Genomic DNA, 15,807 nt, shown 5'->3' with positions numbered 1-15,807 from the left:
CTCTCTGTAAGGCAGCCCCTTTTTTTATGATTGTTGATTCAGGCGCAGTGCAGAATGCTTCGTAGGACCAACATACTGGTTTAGCGGGAAGGATTCTTTAATGGCAGCAGTGATGAATTCTTTTGCTGCGTAAATGGCTTCTTTGACTTCCGCACCTTTGGCAAGCTCCGCTGTCACGGCTGCTGAGAATGTACAGCCTGCGCCATGTGTATAAGGCGTATCGATCATTTCGCTTTCAAGGACTTCCGCTGTTTGTCCGTCATAGAGAACATCAACGGCTTTCTCGTGTTTGAGTTTGCCTCCGCCTGTAATGACGACATATTGAGCGCCGAGTGCGTGAATTTTTTTCGCGGCTTCGATTATATCGTCAACTGTTTTTAGTTCATCCATGCCGCTGAGCTGGCTGGCTTCAAACAAGTTTGGCGTAATGACAGTGGCTAGCGGAGCCAATTGCTCACGCAGGGCTTGGGCGTGCTCCGGATAAAGGACTTCATTAGCACCTTTGCAAACCATAACCGGGTCAATTACCACATTTTTTAATTGTTTTTCTTTGATCGTTTTTGCCGCAAGCTCGATAATGTCAACGGTTGGCAGCATTCCTGTTTTCATGGCGTCCACACCGATGCCGTCCGTAATTGTTGCAAGCTGGGCGCGGATTGTATCAGTATCGATCGGGAATACTTGATGGTCCCAGCTGTTTTTTGGGTCCATCGCAACGATCACCGTTAAGGCGGTCATCCCGTATACGTTTTTTTCTTGAAATGTTTTTAAATCAGCTTGAATCCCAGCACCGCCGCTGGAATCTGAGCCGGCAATGGTGAGTGCTTTGTGCATAGACATGTCTTGAACCTCCATCGTGTTTTGTCTTTCATTATAGTTAGATTTTCTCTGTATCACAATATAGAAGATCTATAGGAATCATTTGACAATCTCAAGGTGCTTTCGTAAAATGCTACATAAGAAAACTAGGTAGGGGTTTTGAGATGTTAAATCGTGAGCTGGTTAAGGGAAGCACGGTTATATTGGTATTGACGCTTCTGAACGAGCGGCCGATGTACGGCTATGAGCTTGTAAAAGAAATGGGAAGCCGCAGCGGAAACGAACTGCAGATGAAAGAAGGGACCTTGTATCCTTCTCTTCACAAGCTTGAACGCCAAGGATATATTTCTTCCTACTGGGAGAAGCAGGAGAAAGGACCGGACCGCAAATATTACCGGATTACAGACGAAGGCAAAGAAGTGCTGGCGGAACGCACGAAGGAATGGAGCGTATTTTCAGCCATGATGGACCGAATACTGAAGTGGAGCGGACAAAATGGATAAAGAAACATATGTATCCGAAATCAAAAGCGGGCTTAAAGGGCTTCCTGAGGGTGAGGCGATGATAGAAGAGATTGAGAGTCATATTGAACATCATCTGTTTCGTTCTTTTCAGGAAGGAAAGAGTGAGGAGGAAGCTATGCAGACTTTATTGCAGGCGTTTGGAACACCAACTGACATTGTTTCTTCGTTTAAGAAAATACAGCCAGTAACGTTCCGTGCGTTTTTGATGTTCCATCTTTTCTGTAACAGTGCCCTATTCGCTGTCGGCATTGCGATTACAATAATGCATGTATGGCTTGAATCACCGTTTGTTCAAGCAGTATGGAAAGGCATTTCTGTTTCTGTTTGGCTGATCTTAGCTGCATATATGATCTACTGGGTGCTGATTGGGTATCAAGGCGTGAAGGAGTTTGGAAAACGTGGAGAAAAGCTTGTTCTACATACGATTCTGATCTCAATGGTGCCAAACGTCATTTTTATGCTTGTTTTTCTATTCAATGTAATTCCTGCTGCGCTGTTTCAATCCTTGTTGACACCTTGGTTTGTTGGAACTTGTGCTTTTGCAACGCTGTTATTTCCGTTATTTGGCCGAATGGGCTGTTATATTGGCAGGCGTCAGCTTGTCTGATTTTTTAGGTATATACATAGAATTTCTATGTAAAGGAGGTGTATGTCGTGAGGATTAGCTCTTGTTTATATGGTTTTGTAGCTCATGGGGCAGTATTTTTGTTTACTGGTGGCTGCATGCTCTTGGCTATGGCAGCCAGCTTGCCTTTTGTTTTTCTGCTTGATCGGCTGCCTGATGTCGTCTTTACAGCAGGTGCCATTCTTACGCTGCTATGTTCATATGCTTATGTCTGGTTTTGGGCGGTCCGATTTGCATATAACCAGAAAATGCGCCTGTTTGAGGTTCAATTGGGGTCCTTTGTGTTGCTAGCCCTCATGATATCTTTGTTTTTATTGGATGGATCTAGTATGAAAGACATCATGATGAATTGGGACGATGCAGGCTGTGCTTTTGTGCCGCCGGCTTTTACATTTTTGTGTCTTTCTTATGCACTGGTGCTGCTGCCGGTCTATCAATCTAAGCTGTGGCGTCTTATCCTTCCGAATGGCGTCCGCATGAAAGATATCTTTCATGTCTTTGGAGATCTGATGCTGATCATGGTGCTTCTGATCGGAGCCACTTTGCTGTTTCTATCATTGTAGTATGCCGTTTCAGTAGGATATTCCCACTGATCTCCTGTTCAATATATGTTTTAATAGTACATGACTATGAAAATGAGAAGGAGAGCATCATGAAGATTTCTATCGTAATTGTGACCTATAATCGGATTCCGGCTTTGTGTGAGCTTTTGGAGTCGATTTCCCGCCAGACCTTGAAGCCGTATGAAATTATTATTGTGAATGATGCCGGGGAATCGGTCGTGCCGGTCAAAGCACTGTATCCGGAGCTGCCGATTGCTGTCATCAATTTAGAAAAGAACTCGGGGCATGTGGCTGCGAGAAATGCCGGTGTAAAAGAGGCGTCTGGCGATTGCATTATGCTGTGTGATGACGATGATTTCTTTACGCCAGGGCATATCGAGAAAATGGCAAAGGAAATAGAAACGGCTGACTTCGTTCATTCTGATGCGGAAATAGTTTCGTTTGAAGAGAAATACGGAACAAGATATCCAGTGTCACGGAAATTGTTTGCTTATACCGCTGACTATGAGGATATGAGAGTGTTTTCTACATACGTGCCGTCGGGCAGCATGTACAGACGTTTTCTGCATGATGAAATCGGGTATTTCAATGCTGATGTGCACAATTACTGGGATTGGGATTTTTATCTGCGCGCGGCCAAGGATTACCGGGTGAAGCGTGTCCCTTGCGCCAGTGTGATTTATGCCTTCAGTGACGCGGGAGACAATCAGTCTGCGGACCTTGGCGCCAAGCGGAAGCAATATTTGGATCGTTTAAGTGAAAAGCACGGACTCGGGGAGCTGCCGACGAAAAACTTTGCCGTCCTGCTTGAAGAGCCTGAGATGAAGAGGCGGGAAGCGAAAAGTGAAATGGTTTGGGATGGCGAGCCTGTCTATTCCAGACTTCATCGTTCGTAAGGGGGCCTGAATCTTGAAACAGCTTTTACAAGACAGCTGGTGGAATCAGCTAAAGGAAGAGTTTGAGAAACCGTATTATCAAGAGCTCAGAGAAATGCTGAAGCGGGAATACGCGGAGCAAACGATTTATCCGGACAGCCGGGATATTTTCAATGCGCTGCATTATACATCATATGATGATGTCAAGGTCGTCATTCTGGGACAAGATCCGTATCACGGGCCGGGACAGGCTCAAGGTTTAAGCTTCTCTGTCAAGCCCGGTGTAAAGCAGCCGCCTTCGTTAAAAAATATTTTTCTTGAACTGCAGCAGGACATCGGGTGCAGCATCCCGAATCACGGGTCGCTTGTGAGCTGGGCAAAGCAAGGTGTTCTTTTGCTGAATACTGTGCTGACAGTAAGGCGCGGACAGGCGAATTCCCATAAGGGAAAAGGCTGGGAGCGACTGACGGACCGAATTATTGACGTGCTGAATGAAAGGGAGCGGCCGGTTATCTTTATTTTATGGGGACGGCATGCCCAAATGAAAAAAGAACGGATCGACACGTCCAAGCATTTTATCATTGAATCGACGCATCCCAGCCCGTTTTCGGCGAGAAACGGATTTTTCGGGAGCAGACCGTTTTCCCGGGCGAATGCCTATTTGGAGAAAATGGGAGAGGCGCCGATTGATTGGTGTATTAAGGATTTGTAAAAAGCGCAGGTGATCTGCGCTTTTTTATTTGAGTATTTTTCGAATCATTCGCAGCCCGTTTTTGGAGGAAGGATAACGAAATGCGAAGTCGAAGCGGTTCGTTTGTTTGACGACGCTTTTTTTGTGCGTGAATGTGTTAAAACTGTCAAACCCGTGATAGCTGCCGATGCCGCTTTCCCCGACGCCGCCGAATGGCAAATACGGCGTCGCCACATGCATTAACGTATCATTGACACAGCCCCCGCCAAACGACAGATTTCCTAAAACAGCGCGCTCAATTTCTTGGTTTGTGGTGAAGAGATACAGGGCGAGCGGCTTAGGGCGCGATTGGATTTTTTCAATGACTTCCCCGATATTGCGGTATATAAAGAGCGGAAGAATCGGCCCGAAAATCTCCTCCTGCATCACTGGAGAGTCATCCCTCACTTGTTCGAGAATGGTCGGCGCAATTTTGTGATGATTGGGATCAGATTGTCCGCCTGTGAGCGGGATGCCGTCATTCAGAAAGCTGAGCAGCCGCTGATAGTGCCGTTCACTGACGATTTTGCCGTACTGCGGATTCCGTTCCGGCTTAGGACCGTAAAATTCTCTGATCGCACGCTTCATTTCTTCTGTGAGCTTCGTTTTGATGTCCTCGTGGACAAATAAATAATCCGGTGCGATGCAGGTTTGTCCCGCATTTGTAAATTTCCCGAAGACGATGCGTTTGGCGGCAAGCTGAATGTCAGCATCTTTATGGACGATGCAGGGACTTTTGCCGCCGAGCTCCAAGGTTACGGGAATTAATTGTTTGGCGGCGGCCTCCATGACGATTTTTCCCACGGCTACGCTGCCTGTAAAGAAAATGTAGTCAAAGGGCTGCTGTAATAATGCTGTGCTGACGTCGGGCCCGCCTTCTGCCATAGCGACATAATCGGTCGGAAAAACGCTGCTGATGAGTTTCGAAAGTGCAGCGGAAACAGCCGGCGTATATTCTGATGGCTTGAGAACGACCGTGTTCCCCGCCGCAATGGCTCCAATCAACGGAGAAAGCGCCAGCTGCAAGGGATAGTTCCAAGGCGCAATCACCAAAACGGTTCCATACGGCTCAGGGATGATGATGCTTTTGGAGCCTAGATGAGTCAACGGCGTTTTGACTCGTTTCGGCTTGGACCATTTTCTCAGCCGTTTCATGACAAAGCTGATTTCCTCCAAGACGATTCCGATTTCTGTTGAGTATGCTTCTTGCTCGGATTTGTGGAGATCCTGGTAGAGAGCGGCTATGAGATCGGCTTCATGAGTTCTGACGGCTTGTTTCAGCTTTCGCAAAATGTTCAGTCTCGATTCAAGCGGTCTCGTATGTCCCGCCGCAAAATAGGCTTTATGCTTGCTGATGATAGAGGGGATGCTGTTCATTCCGTTTCTCCTTTTTGTAAGGTATGGTGATTTATTATGTGAAAAATCTCTTCTGCTTGTCAATCGCGCAAGGTTTGTCAGAAAAAATAACAAACTCATATCTGCGTTTACAGCAGGAATTTGATAAAATGCAGGAAGACAACATTTATTTTTTTGGAGGGTGCTTCATGAACATTCATATATCTGCATTAATTCAAAAGATGGAAGAGGAGCTGAAAAAAGCAAAAACAGCTGAACGGGATGAGGAGCTGAAGCGTTATGTAGCGGTTGTCCGTTCTCTGTGTGATGTCGTGCTTGATCAGCCGGAGAACGTGAGCGCGCCCCGCATACAGCCGAGCGTTACGCCAAGTCCTGCCGCGCCGCCATCGACAGACCAGCTGATGATGGAAAAAATGATGGGGAGCGCGGGATTAAACAAATTTCGAAAGCAAGAAAAAGAGAAGCAGGAAGAGGATGGAAACGGAGAGTCTTTATTTGATTTTTAAAGAGAGAGGTTGAGCTTACGTGAAATTGGTTCTTGGCGCGCTGCAATGGACAGCGTTTATCATTGCTGCGGCGATAGTTGTTCCGGTGGCGGTTGCCCAGTCGTTTCATCTGGATCACTCAGATTCTGCAAGATTGATTCAAAGCACTTTTTTTGTACTGGGAATTGCCGCCGTCATTCAGTGTTTGAAAGGCCACAGACTGCCGATTAATGAAAGCCCAGCCGGCTTGTGGTGGGGAGTGTATACGATCTACGCAGGGCTGACGGGAACTGTGTTTGCGACATATGGAGACACACTGCGGGGTTTGCAGGGAGCTCTTCTTGTAAGCGCTGTATGTTTCTTTTTGTTAAGTGTTTTCAAGGTCATTGACAGACTTGCAAAATTGTTTACTCCGGTTGTAACGGGCGTCTATTTATTGCTTCTTGTCATGCAGCTGAGTCAGCCCATTATAAAAGGAATTCTCGGAATCGGTTATCGACAGGACGGGGTGGACGGTCTTGTATTTGGCCTGGCGCTTGTTGTGATCGCAGCCGCCTTTATAATGACAAATTCGAACATCATGTTTTTTAAGCAATATTCTATTTTATTAGCCTTGTTCGGCGGATGGGTGCTGTTTGCGGCTGCCGGAGCGGCAAAGCCGATTGAAATGCCGGACCGGCTGTTTCAGCTGCCTTCCCTGTTTCCTTTTGGGACACCATTATTTAACAGCGGCCTGATCATCACTTCTATTTTTATTACCATCTTGCTGATCGTGAATATGCTGGCGAGCATGAAGGTCGTGGACATCGCCGTGAAAAAATTCAGCAAACAGCCTGATGGAAAGCATCATGAACGCCATGCCGGTTTTGCCGCTTCATTCAGCCATCTGCTTAGCGGTTTGACGGGAGCCATTGCGCCTGTTCCGATTTCGGGAGCCGCAGGTTTTATTGAAACGACCAAAATGCCTTCTAAAAAACCGTTTATGCTCGGCAGTATTCTGGTTATCGTGATCAGCGTGATCCCGTTTTTTATGAATACGTTTGCGAGCCTGCCGTCACCCGTTGGATTTGCGGTGAATTTTGTTGTGTTCTCCGCAATGGGCGGTCTGGCCTTTGCCGAATTTGATTCATATGAGAAAGAAGAATCAAAAAGGGTGAGGTCTATCATCGGCATCTCGCTGCTGACAGGGGTCGGTATCATGTTTGTTCCTGAAACTGCGTTAAAGGGATTGCATCCGGTATTTATTTCTCTATTAAGCAACGGGCTCGTATTAGGGACGCTTGCTGCAATAGCAGCTGACCAGTTCCAGCTTTGGCGCAGGAGAAAATCCGACAATCTCGTGTCAACGGAGAACAAACATTGAATTTTGGAGCAGGTGCGATAAGATAAATGATATGAGTTTAACGAAAAGGCGGGAGAGATAGATGAAAGTTTTTATCATATTAGGGGCCATTAACGCCCTGCTTGCCGTGGGACTCGGAGCATTCGGCGCTCACGGATTAGAAGGGAAAATACCTGATAAGTATCTTCAGGTTTGGCACACAGGCGTGCAGTATCATATGTATCACGCCCTTGGGTTATTCGTTGTCGCGTTTCTGGCTGATAAATTATCCGGCATAGGCAGTGTCACGACAGCCGGCTGGCTGATGTTTGCGGGAATTGTGCTGTTTTCCGGAAGCTTATATATTCTAAGTGTGACGCAAATCTCCATTCTTGGAGCGATCACCCCGCTCGGCGGTGTGGCGTTTATTATTTCTTGGATTATGATCGTTGTCGCAGCCGTCAAATATCTATAAACAAAAAAGCCAATCCTCATCATATGAGTGATTGGCTTTTTTCTTATCTTGGCGAATAGGACGCCATGGAATATGGATACGTATAAGCAATTTCTTCATCAAATGTAATGTAATCGAGGTAGATTGTCAGGAGCAGGTAGCGTGTTCCTGATTTCGGGTCGCTGATAATAATGTGATCCCGGCCCGCAGCTTCGATGACGCCGCGAAAAATCTTCGAGCCCCATTCCTTGCTGTTTTCAAATGTCATATAAATGGTGGCCGTTTTTCCCCGATTCAGGCGCAAAATATTCTCGATGTAAGATTCCTCAACAGGCAGCATGCCGGGAACGCTTTGGCCCGGTCCTGACGGTGTAGGCCCCGATGGAATTTGAAAACCACCGCCCTGCTGCTGGCCCGGGAATCCAAATCCCTGCTGTCCTTGTTGTCCTTGCTGTCCCTGCTGCATTGGCATCATTGGCTGCATCCCCATTGTCTGCATTTGTGAGCCTTGGCCTTGCTGCGGGTACGGGTTGGCGCCAAACTGAGGCTGATACCCCTGCATATTATCAAATGCCTGTATTTGCTGATATTGATTTTTTTTCGGTTTCATATCGTTCCTCCTTTTTATGAAAACCATTCAAAACATGTTCTGGATGTATAGGTGAACGCTCCGCGATGACTCACCTCCGATGGAAAACGATCTTAGTCGCTGGTGCGATTTTTATCTCTTTCACCTTATGAGGCTGATGCTTGGATTATGCTGAAAAAGAACAGCGGACCGATCAGATTTCGCTCTGGGCAGCCGCTGTTTTTCAGAGACATACACAAACTTTTCGCATATTGGTTTGTATCCCTAGCGCAACTTGAGCATAAGCAACATAAGATAACGATAGTTTCAGGTGTGAAGTTCCAAGAAGGAGGTGTAGGATTTGCCTAAAGTATCAGTCATTATGACGAGCTATAACAAAAGCGATTATGTGGCAAAGTCCATTTCTAGCATACTCTCACAAACGTTTTCAGATTTTGAATTGTTTATTATGGATGACAACTCCAATGAAGAGACGCTGAATGTAATCCGTCCTTTTTTGAATGATAACCGAGTGCGTTTTTATCAAAGCGATATATCTGGAGTGAAGGAAAGAACAGAAAAAACGAGATACGCGGCACTGATCAATCAGGCGATTGGGATGGCGGAGGGTGAATATATCACCTATGCGACGGATGACAACATCTATATGCCGGACCGCCTCCTGAAAATGGTGCGGGAGCTCGATACCCATCCTGAAAAGGCTGTGATTTACTCAGCCTCCAAAACCTATCATTTAAACGAGAATCGCGACATTGTAAAAGAAACTGTCAGGCCTGCCGCTCAAGTGACATGGAACGCACCGTGCGCAATTGATCATTGCTCGGTGATGCACAGGTATTCGGTGCTTGAGAAGGTAAAGGGGAAGTTTGGCTCCTATTGGGATGAAAGCCCGGCGTTTTACCGTATAGGAGATGCCCGGTTCTTTTGGAGAGTCAATCATTTTTATCCGTTTTACCCACTGGATGAGGAGCTGGACCTGAATTATATTACCGACCAATCGATTCACTTTCAGCTGTTTGAATCAGAAAAAAATGAATTTGTCAGGAACCTTCCTCCGCAGCGAAATTGCCGAGAACTGCGTGAATCATTAAAAAAGCTTGGAATGGGGTGAGAGCTTGTCGGCCTATTTAAGCAATTATTGGGTGCTGTACCGGAAGTACGTGGAGCTTTTTGACAAACTTCGCTACAAAGGGATTCCGCTTGGGCTTATCAGTAATTTTTATCAATACATCAGCCCTGAGCTGAGGGTGATGATGGAAGAAGAACCGGAATTATTCGGATCGGTGGATCAGCATATCGATGAGGGACAGATTCAGCCGTTTTTTGAAGAAAGAATCCGAAAAATCGTTAAAACAAATGTCAAACCTGTTAAAGGGAAAGTCATTTTGCACTTTGATTACCTGCGTTTTTCAAACGAAAATTACTATCAATTTGATCCTGAAAAAACGGCTGTTTTGGCCAGATGGAGTTTGCCGCATTATTGTGATCTGCCTGTAATTAGCAAGCGGGAGATTGCGGATTCATGCCAAAAAGGCGATTCGAAGCAGTATCTCGAAACAGCCTGTTCGCTTCTCGCCCCTTATGATGATCACCCGGCATTTGGTGATCAAGCGTTTCGCGACCGGCTTTTCAAAGATATTCCTTTATTTATAGAGGCCATTGATACAGTTGATGCGCTGTTTGAACAGGAAAAGATTTCAGCTGTTATTGTCGGAACGGCAGAAGACATTTACAGCAGGGTGCTCGCTCTCATGTGTCAAAGAAAAGGGGCCGTCAGCATTTGTCTTCAGCATGGCGCATTGATGGGAGATGAAGCCTTCATTCCTGTTTTTACAACCTATCAAGCTGTTTTTGGTGCGTATGAAGCAGAGTGGTTCATACGAAAAGGCTGTAAACCCGAGCAGATTCTCGTAACGGGACATCCCCGCTTCGATCAGATTTTTAACAGAACGCCTATGGATATGTCCATATTCTATCGAAAACTTGCTTTTCAGCCGACTAAAAAAATTGTGCTCATTGCCACTCAGCCCTTTTCAGAAGATTTTTATTCCGGTGTGCTGCAGGGGCTTTCTGATCAGAAGCAGCTGCAGATTATTATCAAACCTCACCCGTGGGAAATCGGAAAAAACAAGCTTGATCTGTATCACGAGGCGGCGAAAAAACATAAGGCATGCAGAGTCATCAAAAAGGAGCTGGAGCTTTATGATTTGCTGCCGTATGTTGATGCCGCAGTGACACAAACCTCGACAGTCGGTCTTGAAGCAATGCTGTTTCAAAAGCCTGTGCTGATCGGAAAATCGTCCGGAAATCGCTCGTATCCGTATTATGAGTCTCTTGGCGATTTTATGTTTGACCAGCCGGATGAACTGGCGCACACCTTGGTTGAAGTTCTTCGAAGTCCCGACGTGCATCAAAAAGCAGAAGAGGCGCGCCTGGCATTCATAGCGGCTAATTATCCGGTGGCAGAATCAACAAATGCTTTATTTGCGGAACTGAAAGCCAAAACAGGAGTTGATTACAGGCGGGAAGATACTGAATAAAATGATAGGAGCGCAAAGAAATGGTGCAAAAGAGAAATCATTTTCTCCCTTACTCATTGCCGTTAATCGGTAAGGAAGAAATTCAGGAGGTTACAGAAACGCTTGAATCGGGATGGCTCTCTAAAGGCCCGAAGGTTCAGCAGTTTGAAAAAGAGTTTGCCGCGTTTGTCGGGGCGAAGCACGCCGTGGCGGTGAATTCATGTACCGCAGCTTTATTTTTGGCTTTGAAAGCAAAAGGGATCGGACCCGGGGACGAGGTCATTACCTCTCCGCTTACGTTCAGCTCGACTGCCAATACGATTATTCATACGGGAGCGACGCCTGTGTTTGCGGATATTGACGAAAACACGCTCAATATTGACCCGGTAAAGCTTGAGGCGGCCGTCACACCGCGAACGAAAGCAGTTGTGCCCGTCCACTTTGGCGGGCAGTCCTGCGATATGGATGCAATATTGGCTATTGCCCAAAATCATGGTTTATTCGTGCTGGAGGATGCGGCACATGCGGTATATACGACTTATAAGCAAAGAATGATCGGTTCTATCGGGGATGCAACGGCATTCAGCTTTTACGCCACCAAAAACCTCGCGACAGGGGAAGGCGGCATGCTGACGACTGATGATGAGGAGCTTGCCGATAAGATACGGGTGCTAAGCCTTCACGGCATGAGTAAAGCCGCATGGAACCGTTATTCTTCAAATGGCAGCTGGTACTATGAAGTCGAATCGCCCGGCTATAAGATGAATATGTTTGATTTGCAGGCGGCCCTCGGACTTCATCAGCTGAAACGGCTGGATGATATGCAGAAACGGAGAGAAGAGATTGCCGGCCGCTATCAAACCGCTTTTCAGCAGATTCCTGGGCTGATCACGCCGTTTGTCCATGATGACGGCAGGCACGCCTGGCATCTATATGTTCTGCAAGTTGATGAAAAAAAGGCCGGGGTTACGCGCAGCGAAATGATTACGGCTTTAAAGGATGAATACAATATCGGCACTAGCGTTCATTTTATTCCAGTACACATTCATCCGTATTATCAAAAGCAATTTGGATATAAGGAAGCGGACTTTCCGAATGCCATGAATTACTATAAACGAACCCTTTCTCTCCCGCTCTATCCATCAATGTCTGACGACGATGTAGATGATGTCATTGAAGCTGTGCGGGATATCGTAAAAGGGGCTGATTAAGTGTATACGGTAAAAGAAAATGTCTCCAAAGAGGCAATTGAGGAATTTCTCCAAAGCAGAAAGCTTACATTGGATGTTCCGTATCAATTTTCCCTCGGCCTTTTTGAAAACAGCAGGCTCCAAGGCGTATTGCTTTACGAAGATTCTTTGTGGGAAAGCAAGGTGCTTCAGAAGAAAGTCATGAACGTCAAACTTCTTGCGGCAAATAGTACCGGGCAGCTAAAGAGGCTGTTTGAAGCTTTTTATACTGTACGCCAAATGGATGAAACGGATTTTATCTTTGTCCGTGTTCCGGCTGAAGATATCGGAGCCGCGCATGTGATACAACAGCAGCCATCCTCTTACTTTGTCGGGAGTTTGCTGAAGCTGGCGATGCCTCCGTCTTTTTATGACAAAACACCGCCATTTTTTGAACTGGGCCCGCCTGAGCCCGGAGACACAGAAGCGATATGTGAGCTGGCCCGAGACTCGTTTACAAAAAGCAGATATTTTCAGGATCCTCATCTCAGCCGCGATGCAGCAAACGAAATATTTCAGGAGTGGACACGAAACAATCTGAATGGAAGGGCGGCGGTCAATATTGTCGCTAAACACAATGGCGAGGTCATCGGCTATCTTCAGGGCTTATCAAGAGATGATGAGTGCATTCTCGATTTGATGGCTGTAAAGCCGGGATTTGAAGGGAAACGTATTGCGTTTCATTTATTGGCGAATCTCATAGAACAACCGGAGACCCAGAAGCATAGAACGGTAACAGCGGGGACGCAGCTTCACAATGTAAGGGCGATCCGCCTTTATGAACGAATGGGCTTCACCGCTGAACAATCGTATTACTATTATCATATTTGGCCGGGCAAGGAGGCGAAATAATGGCAGCGTTTCAGATCGCGAATAAAACTGTAGGCAAAGACGCTCCTGTTTTTATTATTGCTGAGGCGGGGATTAATCATGACGGGAAGCTTGATCAGGCTTTTGCGCTGATAGACGCCGCGGCGGAAGCGGGAGCGGATGCCGTGAAATTTCAAATGTTCCAAGCTGATAGGATGTACCAGAAAGATCCTGGTTTGTACAAGACGGCAGCGGGCAAGGACGTCTCTATTTTTTCTTTGGTTCAATCTATGGAAATGCCTGCTGAGTGGATTTTACCGCTATTGGATTACTGCCGCGAAAAGCAGGTGATCTTTTTAAGTACGGTATGTGACGAGGGGTCAGCTGATCTGCTTCAGTCTACCTCGCCGAGCGCTTTTAAAATCGCATCCTATGAAATTAACCATCTCCCGCTGCTTAAATATGTCGCCCGGCTGAACAGGCCGATGATTTTCTCGACAGCCGGAGCTGAAATCTCTGATGTTCACGAAGCTTGGCGCACCATCAGGGCAGAGGGAAACAATCAAATTGCCATAATGCATTGTGTGGCGAAATACCCAGCACCGCCGGAGTACAGCAACCTCAGCGTCATTCCGATGCTTGCCGCCGCTTTTCCTGAGGCGGTAATCGGCTTCTCCGATCATAGCGAGCATCCGACAGAAGCGCCGTGTGCCGCGGTTCGGCTCGGAGCAAAACTGATAGAAAAGCATTTTACGATCGATAAAAATCTGCCGGGTGCCGACCACTCGTTTGCATTAAATCCGGATGAATTGAAAGAAATGGTCAATGGCATCAGGAAAACGGAAGCTGAGCTGAAACAGGGGATCACAAAGCCGGTCTCAGAAAAACTGCTTGGCAGTTCATACAAAACAACGACCGCCATCGAAGGAGAAATCAGAAACTTTGCATACAGAGGCATTTTTACAACAGCTCCGATTCAAAAAGGTGAAGCCTTTAGTGAAGACAATATCGCAGTGCTTCGGCCCGGACAAAAGCCGCAGGGGCTGCACCCGAGATTTTTTGAACTGCTGACCAGCGGTGTTCGGGCTGTAAGAGACATTCCGGCCGACACAGGCATTGTCTGGGATGACATTTTACTGAAGGACAGCCCGTTTCATGAATGATATTCTCTTTATCATTCAAGCAAGAATGGGTTCAACAAGGCTTCCGGGAAAAGTGCTTCGGCCGCTCGGATCGAATCGTTTACTTGATATTCTCGTTCACCGTGTCCGGCAAAGCGCGTTTTACCAAAAGGATCGGGATAATCTTGTCATCGCCACGTCTGACAAAGAAACTGACGACATATTAGAGGCGCACTGTATCAAACAAGGCTTTCGTGTTTTCCGCGGGAGCGAAGAACGTGTCCTCGATAGGTTTGTGAAGGTCATAGAAGCTGTTAAACCGTCAGTCATCATCCGGTTAACGGGTGATAATCCGTTTGTCGATCCGGAGCTGCTCGATGTAATGATTAAGGCGCATTTTGATCAAGGGTCGGATTATACGTATATCCTGAATGCCCCATTAGGGATTTGCGGCGAAGTGGTCAACGCCAACCTGTTAATTGACATCAGCCGTATTCAGAATATGGAGGATCAATATCAGGAGCATGTCACGTTATATATAAGGAATCATCCAGCTCTTTATCGTGTGCAGTTTTTAGAGGCGCCGGAACGATTTCGCGCCCCTCAATATCGGCTGACCATTGATACAAAGGAAGACTATGAATCGATAAAGGCTCTCTATCAAAAAGCAGGCGAGCGCCCCGATGTATCCGCCTCAGAGCTTATCACCCTTCTGAACCGGAATCCCGATGCGGCAATCGAACGAGAGGCTGAATAGCCATGCATGTTGGGATCTTCGCAGACGGCGGCTATGAAAAGGGAATGGGCCATGTTGTCCGGATGAAGAGACTTGCGGAGGGGCTCAAACAGCGATGCTTGATTACGTTTTATACGAATCAGGATTCTGAAGCGTTTCTTCATGAAGAGCATTGGCAGGTCATCGTAAAGCCGGAGCTGCAGCAGCACGAGTTTATTCTCCGGGAAATAAAAAGCAAGAAGCTTGATTTGCTTTTGTTTGATATTCTAGGCGCGCCTGCAGAGCTGTTAAAGAAAATAAAGACGGAGACAGATGCGAAAATTGTTCTTTTTGAAGAGAAAAACGGTAAATCGATTCAATATAGTGACGCAGTCATTAACGGAATTTACGGTGACATCAGAAGCAGGGTGTACGTTCAGGGAAACACACGCATCTATGAAGGCCCGGACTATCTTATTCTTCACCCCGCCTTTCAGGCCGCAAGAGAGGATTACACACTTAAGAAAGACTGCCGCAATATCCTTGTTGCATTAGGAGGAAGTGATCCGAAGCAGCTTATTTTTAAAGTGCTGGCTGCCGCTGATCAAGTCCCCGACATAAAAGACAAAAACATAATGTTTGTAATGGGGAGCGCTTCACCGCATCAAGAGGCAGTCCGAAGGCGGATCGAAAAGAAGCCGCAGTACAAGATGATCGAACAGACAAATGATATGGCAGGTTTGATGAAACAAGCGGACGCAGCCATTGTCGCCGGCGGCATCTCTCTATATGAAGCCATTTGCATCGGCGTGCCGTGCCTTGTTCTTTCTCAGGTTGAGCATCAAACGGCAACAGCAAAAACATTTGCTGGCCAAGGCGCCGCTCTTGATCTTGGTTTGGGTGAGCTTGTACCGGATGAAACACTCATCTATCAGATGTCACGCATTATGAGCAGCTATCCTCTTCGCCTTTCTTTGCATAAGGGAGGAAGGCCGCTCGTGGATGGCAAAGGCATTATGCGGGTAACAGCTATTCTTCAAGATTTATATGAACAAAAGATATAAAAATGCAT

Annotated in this window: 18 protein-coding genes; 15 read left to right on the top strand and 3 right to left on the bottom strand. The window is 46.6% G+C overall.

Annotated features, from left to right (window positions below):
• Positions 1–24 precede the first annotated feature (24 nt).
• The gene (locus NYE20_RS20715; RefSeq protein WP_339183968.1) at positions 25–840 is read right to left on the bottom strand and encodes a bifunctional hydroxymethylpyrimidine kinase/phosphomethylpyrimidine kinase; all 816 of its coding nucleotides are present in this window, start codon (positions 838–840) and stop codon (positions 25–27) included.
• 143 nt (positions 841–983) lie between these two features.
• Here NYE20_RS20715 and NYE20_RS20710 point away from each other — a divergent pair, with 143 nt between their 5' ends.
• The 5 genes from NYE20_RS20710 to NYE20_RS20690 all read left to right on the top strand — a co-directional run bounded on the left by NYE20_RS20710 (position 984) and on the right by NYE20_RS20690 (position 4,118).
• Positions 984–1,322 (top strand): PadR family transcriptional regulator, encoded by a 339-nt coding sequence (locus NYE20_RS20710; RefSeq protein WP_003227432.1) that lies wholly within the window; start codon positions 984–986, stop codon positions 1,320–1,322.
• A complete protein-coding gene (locus tag NYE20_RS20705) occupies positions 1,315–1,950 on the top strand; it encodes a permease prefix domain 1-containing protein (protein WP_003227434.1) in 636 nt (211 codons plus the stop codon). Before NYE20_RS20710 ends, NYE20_RS20705 begins: the two co-directional genes overlap by 8 nt.
• Positions 1,951–1,997: 47 nt before the next feature.
• Entirely contained in the window at positions 1,998–2,531 is a 534-nt protein-coding gene (locus tag NYE20_RS20700; protein WP_009968358.1) for a hypothetical protein, read from the top strand.
• An 89-nt stretch (positions 2,532–2,620) separates the two neighbouring features.
• Positions 2,621–3,427, top strand: a complete 807-nt coding sequence (locus NYE20_RS20695; protein WP_339183965.1) for a glycosyltransferase family 2 protein — start codon at positions 2,621–2,623, stop codon at positions 3,425–3,427.
• Positions 3,428–3,440: 13 nt separating this feature from the next.
• Positions 3,441–4,118 carry a uracil-DNA glycosylase gene (locus tag NYE20_RS20690; RefSeq protein ID WP_014478341.1) on the top strand — a complete coding sequence of 226 codons (678 nt, stop codon included), beginning with the start codon at positions 3,441–3,443 and terminating at the stop codon, positions 4,116–4,118.
• A 24-nt stretch (positions 4,119–4,142) separates the two neighbouring features.
• Here the strand turns inward: NYE20_RS20690 and NYE20_RS20685 are convergent, their stop codons facing one another.
• Positions 4,143–5,513 (bottom strand): aldehyde dehydrogenase, encoded by a 1,371-nt coding sequence (locus NYE20_RS20685; RefSeq protein ID WP_072175360.1) that lies wholly within the window; start codon positions 5,511–5,513, stop codon positions 4,143–4,145.
• Positions 5,514–5,680: 167 nt separating this feature from the next.
• Here NYE20_RS20685 and NYE20_RS20680 point away from each other — a divergent pair, with 167 nt between their 5' ends.
• The 3 genes from NYE20_RS20680 to NYE20_RS20670 all read left to right on the top strand — a co-directional run bounded on the left by NYE20_RS20680 (position 5,681) and on the right by NYE20_RS20670 (position 7,773).
• Entirely contained in the window at positions 5,681–5,998 is a 318-nt protein-coding gene (locus tag NYE20_RS20680) for a YwdI family protein (RefSeq protein WP_014481255.1), read from the top strand.
• A 19-nt stretch (positions 5,999–6,017) separates the two neighbouring features.
• Entirely contained in the window at positions 6,018–7,340 is a 1,323-nt protein-coding gene (locus NYE20_RS20675; RefSeq protein ID WP_015384975.1) for a purine/pyrimidine permease, read from the top strand.
• 61 nt (positions 7,341–7,401) lie between these two features.
• Positions 7,402–7,773: a DUF423 domain-containing protein gene (locus tag NYE20_RS20670; RefSeq protein WP_003227446.1), complete on the top strand. Its 372-nt coding sequence runs from the start codon at positions 7,402–7,404 to the stop codon at positions 7,771–7,773.
• Between the two features lie 43 nt (positions 7,774–7,816).
• On the opposite strand, the gene gerQ is transcribed toward NYE20_RS20670, so the two are convergent.
• Positions 7,817–8,362, bottom strand: coding sequence for a spore coat protein GerQ (gene gerQ / locus NYE20_RS20665; RefSeq protein ID WP_128738353.1), 546 nt, complete (start codon positions 8,360–8,362; stop codon positions 7,817–7,819).
• 319 nt (positions 8,363–8,681) lie between these two features.
• On the opposite strand from gerQ, the gene spsA reads away from it, so the two are divergent.
• The 7 genes from spsA to NYE20_RS20630 are packed head-to-tail and all read left to right on the top strand — an operon-like array spanning position 8,682 to position 15,799.
• Positions 8,682–9,452, top strand: a complete 771-nt coding sequence (gene spsA, locus NYE20_RS20660) for a spore coat dTDP-glycosyltransferase SpsA (protein WP_100505951.1) — start codon at positions 8,682–8,684, stop codon at positions 9,450–9,452.
• A 4-nt stretch (positions 9,453–9,456) separates the two neighbouring features.
• Entirely contained in the window at positions 9,457–10,881 is a 1,425-nt protein-coding gene (locus tag NYE20_RS20655; RefSeq protein WP_163117058.1) for a CDP-glycerol glycerophosphotransferase family protein, read from the top strand.
• Between the two features lie 20 nt (positions 10,882–10,901).
• Positions 10,902–12,071 (top strand): DegT/DnrJ/EryC1/StrS family aminotransferase, encoded by a 1,170-nt coding sequence (locus NYE20_RS20650; RefSeq protein ID WP_048654797.1) that lies wholly within the window; start codon positions 10,902–10,904, stop codon positions 12,069–12,071.
• A complete protein-coding gene (locus tag NYE20_RS20645) occupies positions 12,072–12,941 on the top strand; it encodes a GNAT family N-acetyltransferase (RefSeq protein WP_003243179.1) in 870 nt (289 codons plus the stop codon). It abuts the gene before it with no gap.
• The gene (locus NYE20_RS20640) at positions 12,941–14,062 is read left to right on the top strand and encodes an N-acetylneuraminate synthase family protein (protein WP_038828099.1); all 1,122 of its coding nucleotides are present in this window, start codon (positions 12,941–12,943) and stop codon (positions 14,060–14,062) included. The genes NYE20_RS20645 and NYE20_RS20640 overlap by 1 nt, the downstream gene beginning before the upstream one ends.
• Positions 14,055–14,777 (top strand): spore coat protein, encoded by a 723-nt coding sequence (locus tag NYE20_RS20635; RefSeq protein ID WP_032725144.1) that lies wholly within the window; start codon positions 14,055–14,057, stop codon positions 14,775–14,777. The genes NYE20_RS20640 and NYE20_RS20635 overlap by 8 nt, the downstream gene beginning before the upstream one ends.
• A gap of 2 nt (positions 14,778–14,779) precedes the next feature.
• Positions 14,780–15,799 carry a PseG/SpsG family protein gene (locus tag NYE20_RS20630; protein ID WP_159377125.1) on the top strand — a complete coding sequence of 340 codons (1,020 nt, stop codon included), beginning with the start codon at positions 14,780–14,782 and terminating at the stop codon, positions 15,797–15,799.
• The last annotated feature ends 8 nt before the right edge of the window (positions 15,800–15,807 follow it).

The organism is Bacillus sp. FSL R5-0416 (genome assembly GCF_037975425.1).
Taxonomy (GTDB): Bacteria; Bacillota; Bacilli; order Bacillales; family Bacillaceae; genus Bacillus; species Bacillus subtilis.
This window is presented reverse-complemented; position numbering and strand designations above follow the sequence as displayed.

Bases quoted from the DNA above. Each gene is read 5' to 3' on its own strand.
- NYE20_RS20695 (WP_339183965.1), top strand. From the start codon at position 2,621: ATGAAGATTTCTATCGTAATTGTGACCTATAATCGGATTCCGGCTTTG.
- NYE20_RS20710 (WP_003227432.1), top strand. From the start codon at position 984: ATGTTAAATCGTGAGCTGGTTAAGGGAAGCACGGTTATATTGGTATTG.
- gerQ (WP_128738353.1), bottom strand. From the start codon at position 8,362: ATGAAACCGAAAAAAAATCAATATCAGCAAATACAGGCATTTGATAAT.
- NYE20_RS20635 (WP_032725144.1), top strand. From the start codon at position 14,055: ATGAATGATATTCTCTTTATCATTCAAGCAAGAATGGGTTCAACAAGG.
- NYE20_RS20640 (WP_038828099.1), top strand. From the start codon at position 12,941: ATGGCAGCGTTTCAGATCGCGAATAAAACTGTAGGCAAAGACGCTCCT.
- NYE20_RS20670 (WP_003227446.1), top strand. From the start codon at position 7,402: ATGAAAGTTTTTATCATATTAGGGGCCATTAACGCCCTGCTTGCCGTG.
- NYE20_RS20650 (WP_048654797.1), top strand. From the start codon at position 10,902: ATGGTGCAAAAGAGAAATCATTTTCTCCCTTACTCATTGCCGTTAATC.
- NYE20_RS20680 (WP_014481255.1), top strand. From the start codon at position 5,681: ATGAACATTCATATATCTGCATTAATTCAAAAGATGGAAGAGGAGCTG.
- NYE20_RS20685 (WP_072175360.1), bottom strand. From the start codon at position 5,513: ATGAACAGCATCCCCTCTATCATCAGCAAGCATAAAGCCTATTTTGCG.
- NYE20_RS20630 (WP_159377125.1), top strand. From the start codon at position 14,780: ATGCATGTTGGGATCTTCGCAGACGGCGGCTATGAAAAGGGAATGGGC.
- NYE20_RS20715 (WP_339183968.1), bottom strand. From the start codon at position 840: ATGTCTATGCACAAAGCACTCACCATTGCCGGCTCAGATTCCAGCGGC.
- NYE20_RS20705 (WP_003227434.1), top strand. From the start codon at position 1,315: ATGGATAAAGAAACATATGTATCCGAAATCAAAAGCGGGCTTAAAGGG.